Origin of the sequence: Streptomyces sp. 8K308 (assembly GCF_004348315.1) — a bacterium.
GTDB lineage: Bacteria > Actinomycetota > Actinomycetes > Streptomycetales > Streptomycetaceae > Streptomyces.
The window spans coordinates 1-7,957 of the sequence record NZ_SMKC01000322.1; the positions used below are offsets into that span (position 1 = coordinate 1).

The following is a 7,957-nucleotide window of genomic DNA, read 5'->3' on the forward strand; positions in this document are numbered from 1 at the left end:
CGGCACGGCCGCAAGCCAACACGGCCGCAAGCCAACACGGCCGCAAGCCAACACGGCCGCAAGCCAACACGGCCGCAGGGGCCCGACGGGCGGCGAAGCCGCCGTCAGGGCCCCTGCGAGCCGGCCGCGCGCCAGCGCAAGCGCGCGGAGCGCGCCCTCGGCCCGCGCGCGCCCGCGCCGTGGCCGACGCCGAGCGCCAGCGAACCCGCAGCGACCCGGTAGGGTGGTAGGGCTCGGCGAGGGAGGCCCCTGGGGGTTGTCCGTGATCGACGCGCTCTTCGTGGCTGGTCCGTTGGTCCGCCCTGGGCCGGGCGTGATCGAGGCCCCACAGCGAGGAGCGAGGTAGAGCAATGGCCGATGTGAAGCTGACCGCCGAGGTGCGGCAGGAGTTCGGCAAGGGCGCGTCCCGGCGGATCCGCGCCACCAACAAGGTGCCGGCCGTCATCTACGGGCACGGCTCGGACCCGGTGCACGTGACCCTCCCGGGCCACGAGCTGATGCTGGCGCTGAAGACGCCGAACGTGCTGATCACCCTGGACGTCGCCGGCAAGCAGGAGCTGGTGATCCCGAAGGCCGTGCAGCGCGACGCGATCAAGGGTTTCCTGGTCCACGTGGACCTGCTGCTGGTCAAGCGCGGTGAGAAGGTCACCGTCGAGGTGCCGGTGCACACCGAGGGCGAGCTCGCCCCCGGCGGCGGCCTGCTCGAGCACGTGCTGAGCGCGCTGCCGGTCGAGGCCGAGGCCACCCACATCCCGGAGTCGGTCAGCGTCTCGATCGAGGGTCTTGAGCCGGGCACCTCGGTGCTCGCCAAGGACATCAGGCTGCCGAACGGCACCTCGCTCGCCGTCGAGGAGGACGCGGTCGTGCTGCAGGTGCTGCAGCCGCAGGCCGAGGAGCCGGCGCCCGAGGCCGCCGAGGGTGAGGGCGAGGCCGCCGAGGCGGCGACCGCCTGACGGACGAGGACCCCGAGCGGGAGACGGTGATGACGACCACCACGGAAGAACCCTGGCTGATCGCCGGCCTCGGCAACCCCGGACCGCAGTACGCCGGGAACCGGCACAACGTCGGCTTCATGGTCGTCGATCTGCTGGCCCGGCGGATCGGCGGGAGGTTCTCGTCACACAGGTCCCGCGCGATGCTGTGCGAGGGCCGGCTCGGCGCCCCCGGCGCCGGCGGCCCGCGCGTGCTGCTGGCCAAGCCGATGACGTACATGAACGTCTCGGGCGGCCCCGTCACGTCGCTCAGCACGTTCTACAAGGTCCCCGTCTCCCGGCTGGTCGTGATCCACGACGAGTTGGACATCGGCTTCGGCGCGCTGCGCCTCAAGCTGGGCGGCGGGGACAACGGGCACAACGGGCTGAAGTCCATCACGGCCTCGCTCGGCCGGGAGTACTACCGGGTCCGCTTCGGCATCGGGCGCCCGCCGGGCCGGATGGACGTGGCGGCGTTCGTGCTCAAGGACTTCTCGGCGGTCGAGCGCAAGGAGCTCGACCTGCTCGTCGACCGCGCCGCTGACGCCGTGGAGACCCTGCTGTCCGAGGGGCTCGAGCGGGCCCAGGGCGCGTACAACAGCTGACGGAGAGCGACGGGGGTTGACCCGCCGCGCGACCTTGGCCAAAGATCGGCGGCATGGCCGCGACCTCACGCCCCGCCCGCCGCAGTTTCGCCCGCCGGGCGGGCGAGAGCGCCTTCGGCGTCCTGCTGCTGGCGCGGTACCTCCTCCTGGGGTTGCTGGCGCTGCTGATCGTGGCCGGCGGCGCCTGGCGGTCCTGGGACACGGCGCGGGACGCGATGTCCCCAGGTGACCTGCCGCAGGGCCGACTGACGCTCGCCGCCTGCTCAGCCGACGCCTGCACCGGCGTGTTCGAGCCGAGCGGCGCGACCGTGACGCTGGTCCAGCCGATCGCCCGCGAGCCGGGCGAGACGGTCGACGTCGCCGTGTACGAGGACACCGGCGAGGCGATCCGCACCGGTCTGCCGGGCGTCCTCTACTCGTGGCTGCCGCTGATGGGCGCCCTGCTGCTGGCCTCGGTCGTGATCTCCGGCGGCCTCCGCATGTACCGCGTGGCGGCCGCCACCGGCGGCCTCGCCCTCGCCGCGCTGGGCGTGACGTTCGCCCTCTGGATATGACGGCAGAATCAGAGGGCCGGAGCAGAGAACCCGGCGAGATCGCCGAGTCGACACCGCCATCCCCCCGTCGCCCCGGGACCGTCGCCTCAGCCCGCCGGCCAGGCCACCGCGCTGGGCGTGACGTTCGCGCTGTGGATCTAGACGCAATGCCAGTGACTTAAGGGTCGATTCGCGCGTCTGACCTGTGGGGACGTCGCCCTACGGCGCTCTCGAGAGCCATAAAGTCACCGGTATTGTGTCTAGGCCACCAGCACGGCGCGGCGGCTGACCAGCATCACCAGGACGGCCGCCACCGCGCAGAGCATTCCGGCCGAGGTCCAGGCCAGGTCGTAGGAGCCGGTGACGTCCCGGACCAGGCCGGCGCCGAAGGCGACGACGGCGGCGCCGAGTTGGTGTGAGGCGAGGACCCAGCCGAACACCACGCCGGCCTCCGCGCCGAAGTGCTCCCGGCACAGCGCGATCGTCGGCGGCACGGTCGCCACCCAGTCGAGCCCGTAGAAGACCACGAAGAACAGCATCGGCGGCTGCACGGAGGCCTCGAACAGCGCCGGCAGGAACAGCAGCGAGAGGCCGCGCAGCGCGTAGTAGACGGCGAGCAGCCGGCGCGCGTCGTAGCGGTCGGTCAGCCAGCCGGAGAACACCGTGCCGATCAGGTCGAAGATCCCGATCAGCGCCAGCAGCGAGGCGGCGACCGGCACCGGCATGCCGTGCTCGTGCGCGCCGGGCACGAAGTGGGTGCCGATCAGGCCGTTGGTCGAGGCGCCGCAGATCGCGAAGGAGGCGGCGAGCAGCCAGAACACCCGGGTGCGCATCGCCGAGCCGAGGGCGCCGACGGCCCGGCGGGCGGCGCCGGCCGGCGGCCTCGGCGGGGTGACGTAGTCGTCGCCGGCGCCGAAGGGCCGGACGCCGAGGTCCTCGGGATGGTCCCGCAACAGCCAGACCACGAGCGGCACCACGGCCAGCGCGCAGAGCGCGACGGCGACGGCGGCCGCGCGCCAGCCGGGTCCTTCGACCAGCAGGCCGACGACCGGCAGGAAGACCAGGTTGCCGGCCGCGCCGCCGGCGGTGAGCACCCCGGTGACCAGGCCGCGCCGGGCGACGAACCAGCGTCCCGCGATGGTGGCCGAGAAGGCCAGCGCCATGGAGCCGGCGCCTAGCCCCACCAACACACCCCAGCACAGCACCAGTTGCCACTGGCTGTCCATCCAGACGGTCAGGCCGCTGCCGGCCGAGATCATCAGCAGCGCGCCGCACACCACCCGCCGGATCCCGTAGCGCTCCATCAACGCGGTGGCAAAGGGTGCGGTGAAGCCGTAGAGCAGCAGGTTGACGGAGACGGCGAACGAGATCGAGCCCCGCGACCAGCCGAACTCCTCGTGCAGCGGGTCGATCAGCACGCCGGTGGTGGACCGGAAGCCGGCGGCGCCGACGAGCACCAGGAAGGCGACGAGGGCGACCCACCAGGCCGGGTGGACGCGCGGTCCCCGGGTGACGGGGACGCCTGGGGTGGTGGGCGATGGCTGCTCGATCCGGGTCACGCCACGATCCTGCGGTCCTGGTGCCCGCACGACGAGCGGCCCGATGGCCGTGATGTGCAAGGATCGGGCCATGGGCAACCAGAACGAGGCGGGCGAGCGCCAGCACCGGGTCGCGGTGCTGGTGCGGGACGGGCTGCTGCCGATCGAGCTCGGCATCGTGCACCGGCTGCTCGGCCGGGCCAAGTCGGCCGAGGGGCGGCGGCTCTACGACGTGGTGACCTGCGCCGTCCGCCCGGGCCCGGTGCGCACGGACGCGGACTTCGACATCGTCGTCGGCGCGGGTCCCGAGGTGCTCGCCACGGCCGACACGGTGATCGTGCCGGCCGCGCACGGCAACGACACCGCCGTCGAGGGCCGGATCTCACCCGAGCTCAGGGCCGCGCTCGGCCTGATCAGGCCCGGCACCAGGATCGCCTCCATCTGCACCGGCGCCTTCGTGCTGGCCGCCGTCGGACTGCTCGACGGCCGGCGGGCCACCACGCACTGGGACGCCTGCGAGCAGTTCCGCCGGCTCTTCCCCCGGGTCCGCCTCGAACCGGACATCCTCTACACCGAGGACCACACGGGCGACGCACCGATCCTGACCTCGGCCGGCGTCGCGGCCGGGATCGACCTGTGCCTGCACCTGGTGCGGCGGGACTTCGGCTCGGCCGTCGCCAACTCGGTGGCCCGCCGCACGGTGGTGCCGCCGCACCGGGAGGGCGGGCAGGCGCAGTACGTGGAGCGGCCGGTGCCGGGCGCCGGCGAGCGGTCAACCCGGCGGGCCAGGGCGTGGGCGCTCGACCGGCTCGGCCAGCCGGTGACGCTGCGGCAGCTGGCCGAGCTCGAGGCGATGAGCGTGCGCACGTTCACCCGCAGGTTCCGCGAGGAGACCGGGCTCTCGCCGCAGCGCTGGCTGGTCCAGCAGCGCCTGGAGCGGGCCAGGCAGCTCCTCGAGGAGAGCGACCTGCCGGTGGACCGGGTCGCCGAGCAGGCCGGCTTCGGCACGGCGGCCTCGCTCCGCCAGCACCTCAACCGGGCGCTGGGCGTGTCACCCAGCGCCTACCGCCGCACCTTCCGCGGTGACGCTGCGCTGGATTGAGCGCGCTCACACGGCAGCACGGGCGAAACGGCCCTGCCGCCCGCCGGGGCCTCGCGCCTACTGGCCCTGGCCGGCGGCCCGGCCAGGCCGCCGCCGCGGCGGCCACCCCGGGGCCCCGGGCCTCGTGCCGACCCTGCCGGCCACAGCGGTGAACGCTGCGCCGTACGAACCCCGAACGCCGCACGCGCCGCCGCCGGCCAGTGCACCTCAGCCGGTGTTGCGCAGGCCGGCGGCCACGCCGTTGACCGTCAGCAGCAGCGCGCGGGACAGCAGCTGGTCCGGCTCCTCGCCCCTGGCCGCCGCCTCGCGCTGCCGGTGCAGCAGGGTGACCTGGAGGTAGGAGATCGGGTCGAGGTAGGCGTCCCTGATGTGCAGGGTGCGCTGCAGCGCCGGGTTGGCGTCGAGCAGTTCGCGCTCGCCAGTGATCCGCAGCACCTCGGCGACGGTCAGCTCGTGCTCCGCCTCGATGGTCGCGAAGACGTGCTTCAGCTCGTCCGGCACCAGCGTCTCGACGTAGTGGCGGGCGATCCGCAGGTCCGTCTTGGCCAGCGTCATCTCGACGTTGGACAGGAAGTTGCGGAAGAAGTGCCAGTGCTCGAACGCCTCGGCGAGCACGTCGTCGAGGCCGGCCTCGCGGGCCGCCCTGAGCCCGGTGCCCACGCCGAACCAGCCGGGCACGATCTGCCGCGACTGGGTCCAGCCGAAGACCCACGGGATGGCCCGCAGGCCGTCGAGTCCGGCGCCGCTGTCCGGGCGGCGGGACGGGCGGGAGCCCAGGTGCAGCTCGGCCAGCTGGTCGACCGGGGTGGAGGCGAAGAAGTACGCCGGCAGGTCCGGGTCCTCGACCAGGCGGCGGTAGGCGGAGTGCGCCGCGTCCGAGACGGTGTCCATCGCCGCGTCCCAGCGGGCCAGCGCCTCCTGGGACTGCCGGGGCGCGGTGTGCAGCGCCGAGGCCTGGAGCGTGGCGGCGACCGTGAGCTCCAGGTTCTCCCTGGCGAGCGAAGGCACCAGGTACTTGTCGGAGATCACCTCGCCCTGCTCGGTGACCTTGATCTCGCCCTCCAGCGTGCCCCAGGGCTGGGCCAGGATCGCGTCGTGGGTGGGGCCGCCGCCGCGGCCGACCGTGCCGCCGCGGCCGTGGAACAGCCGCAGCCTGACGCCGTGCCGGTGCGCCACGTCACGCAGCCGGCGCTGGGCGCGGTGGATCTCCCACTGGGAGGTGGTGATGCCGCCGAACTTCGACGAGTCGCTGTACCCGAGCATGACCTCCTGCACGTCGTCCCGGAGCGAGACGAGCCGCCGGTAGGAGGGGTCGGAGAGCATCGAGTCGAGCAGCTCGTCCGCGATCCTCAGCTCGTCCGTGGTCTCGAGCAGCGGCACGATGCCGATCTTGGCCCAGCCGGCGTGCAGGTCGATCAGGCCGGCCTCGCGGGCCAGCACGGCCGCCGCGAACACGTCGTCCGCGCCCTGGCACATCGAGATGATGTACGACTCGATGACCTCGGGCCCGAAGCTGTCGAGCGCCCGGCGGACGGTCTCAAAGACGCCCAGGGTCTTGGCGCCGGCCGCGTCCAGCGGGGCCGGGGTGGGGGCCAGCGGGCGGCGCGAGCGCAGCTCCTTGGCGAGCAGCCTGGTGCGGTACTCGCGCGGCATGTCCGCGTAGCGCCAGGACTCCTCGCCGAGCCGGTCGAAGAGCTGGCCGAGCGCGTGGTGGTGGGCGTCGGCGTGCTCCCGCACGTCCATCGTGGCGAGTTGCAGGCCGAACGCGGCCAGGGTGCGCATCAGCCGCTCGAGCCGGCCGTCGGCGATCAGCTGGCCGCGGTGCTCGCGCAGCGAGTCCTGCACCAGCGCCAGGTCGGCCAGCAGCTCGCCGGTGCCCAGGTAGTCGCGGCCCGGCACGTGCGCGGTGCCCTTGGCGAGCCGGGCGCGGGTGTTGAGGAGCTTCTGGCGGACGCAGGTGACCTTGAGCCGGTAGGGCTCCTCGGCGTTGAGCCGCTTGTAGCGCGGGGTGATCTCGGGCAGCAGCGCGATGTCCCGGTCGAGGGAGTCGAGCAGCTCCTGGCTCGCGCCGCTGTTGCGGATCGAGTTGGACAGGGCGCCGCGCAGCTCGTCGATGTGGCGGAGCGCGCTGGAGATGCCGTGCTCGTGCTGGAGCAGCAGCACGTCCCAGGTGACCTGGGGGGTGACGTTGGGGTTGCCGTCCCGGTCGCCGCCGATCCAGGTGCCGAAGGTCAGCGGGCGGCTGCCGGAGGGCATCGGGGCGCCGGCCCGGTCGAGCTCGGCGGCCAGGTCCTCGAGCACGTCGCCGACGGCGCCGGCGTGCAGCTCGTCGAGGTAGTAGACGGCGTTGCGCGCCTCGTCGGCCGGCTCGGGGCGGGCCACGCGCAGCTCGTCGGTCTGCCAGATCAGGTCGATGTTCTCGGCCAGCCTGAGGTCGGTGCGGCGCCGGTCGCCGCCGTGCTCGGCCTCGGGGTTGTCGAGGAGCTCGGCGATCTTGCGGAGCTTGGTGAGGACCGAGCGTCTGGCGGCCTCGGTCGGATGTGCGGTGAACACCGGGCGCACCCCGAGGTTGGCCACCGTCTGCCGCAGGTGCGCCGGGTCGGCGTCCTTCAGCATGTCGGCGGTGCGGGACAGCACCCCGCCCTCGGCGGTCCGGTGCTCGCGCAGCGCGCGGCCGCGGTGCACCTGCTCGGTGACGTTCGCGAGGTGGAAGTAGGTGGAGAACGCGCGCACCAGCTTGGCCGCGGTGGCCAGGTCGGTGGAGCCGAGCAGCTCGGCGGCGGCCTCGCCGTTCGTGCGGGTCAGGGCGCGGACGCGTTCGACGAGTTCAAGCAGCTCGGGGCCGTCCTGACGCACCAGCGTCTCGCCGAGCAGGTCCCCCAGACGGCGGATGTCGGCGCGCAGCGCGGTACCGCTTTCCGGGGCGACCGGGGTGGGTGTCTCGTTGCTGTCGGGACTGCTCACGGTTGCGGCTCCTCGCAGCTGGGCTCTTCCGGGAGGTCGTTGGCTCAAGGGGGGGCGGGCTGAAGCGGACCTCGCTGTCCGACAGGGCAATCGTAGTCAGGGTGTGCCATCGGTCCGTCACGGCGCGGTCGCCTGGGTTTGAGCCGCTTGTGACGTCCACTACCACTTGCGTTGGTTACGATGCCGTAGGTTACGGTCCCGTAGGTATCTCCTACCCCGTCCGGGATTACCCCCACTTCCCCAT

The 7,957-nt window shown here is 73.2% G+C and carries 6 protein-coding genes; 4 read left to right on the plus strand and 2 right to left on the minus strand.

All coding sequences use genetic code 11. The annotated features are described in order from the left end of the window. Window positions 1-350: 350 nt before the first annotated feature. The 3 genes from E1265_RS29780 to E1265_RS29790 are packed head-to-tail and all read left to right on the plus strand — an operon-like array spanning window position 351 to window position 2,130. Window positions 351-953, plus strand: coding sequence for a 50S ribosomal protein L25/general stress protein Ctc (locus E1265_RS29780; RefSeq protein WP_132934094.1), 603 nt, complete (start codon window positions 351-353; stop codon window positions 951-953). Between the two features lie 29 nt (window positions 954-982). Beyond that, window positions 983-1,576 carry an aminoacyl-tRNA hydrolase gene (gene pth, locus E1265_RS29785; protein WP_132934095.1) on the plus strand — a complete coding sequence of 198 codons (594 nt, stop codon included), beginning with the start codon at window positions 983-985 and terminating at the stop codon, window positions 1,574-1,576. A 53-nt stretch (window positions 1,577-1,629) separates the two neighbouring features. Continuing rightward, complete coding sequence (locus tag E1265_RS29790) at window positions 1,630-2,130, plus strand: hypothetical protein (protein ID WP_132934096.1); 501 nt, start codon at window positions 1,630-1,632, stop codon at window positions 2,128-2,130. A gap of 239 nt (window positions 2,131-2,369) precedes the next feature. Here E1265_RS29790 and E1265_RS29795 read toward each other — a convergent pair whose 3' ends face one another. Then, window positions 2,370-3,668 carry an MFS transporter gene (locus E1265_RS29795; protein ID WP_243741206.1) on the minus strand — a complete coding sequence of 433 codons (1,299 nt, stop codon included), beginning with the start codon at window positions 3,666-3,668 and terminating at the stop codon, window positions 2,370-2,372. A 43-nt stretch (window positions 3,669-3,711) separates the two neighbouring features. On the opposite strand from E1265_RS29795, the gene E1265_RS29800 reads away from it, so the two are divergent. After that, window positions 3,712-4,749: a helix-turn-helix domain-containing protein gene (locus E1265_RS29800; RefSeq protein ID WP_132934098.1), complete on the plus strand. Its 1,038-nt coding sequence runs from the start codon at window positions 3,712-3,714 to the stop codon at window positions 4,747-4,749. A 207-nt stretch (window positions 4,750-4,956) separates the two neighbouring features. Here E1265_RS29800 and ppc read toward each other — a convergent pair whose 3' ends face one another. Next, entirely contained in the window at window positions 4,957-7,713 is a 2,757-nt protein-coding gene (gene ppc, locus E1265_RS29805; RefSeq protein WP_132934099.1) for a phosphoenolpyruvate carboxylase, read from the minus strand. Window positions 7,714-7,957 lie beyond the last annotated feature (244 nt).

Bases quoted from the DNA above. Each gene is read 5' to 3' on its own strand.
- E1265_RS29780 (WP_132934094.1), top strand. From the start codon at position 351: ATGGCCGATGTGAAGCTGACCGCCGAGGTGCGGCAGGAGTTCGGCAAG.
- pth (WP_132934095.1), top strand. From the start codon at position 983: ATGACGACCACCACGGAAGAACCCTGGCTGATCGCCGGCCTCGGCAAC.
- E1265_RS29790 (WP_132934096.1), top strand. From the start codon at position 1,630: ATGGCCGCGACCTCACGCCCCGCCCGCCGCAGTTTCGCCCGCCGGGCG.
- E1265_RS29800 (WP_132934098.1), top strand. From the start codon at position 3,712: ATGGCCGTGATGTGCAAGGATCGGGCCATGGGCAACCAGAACGAGGCG.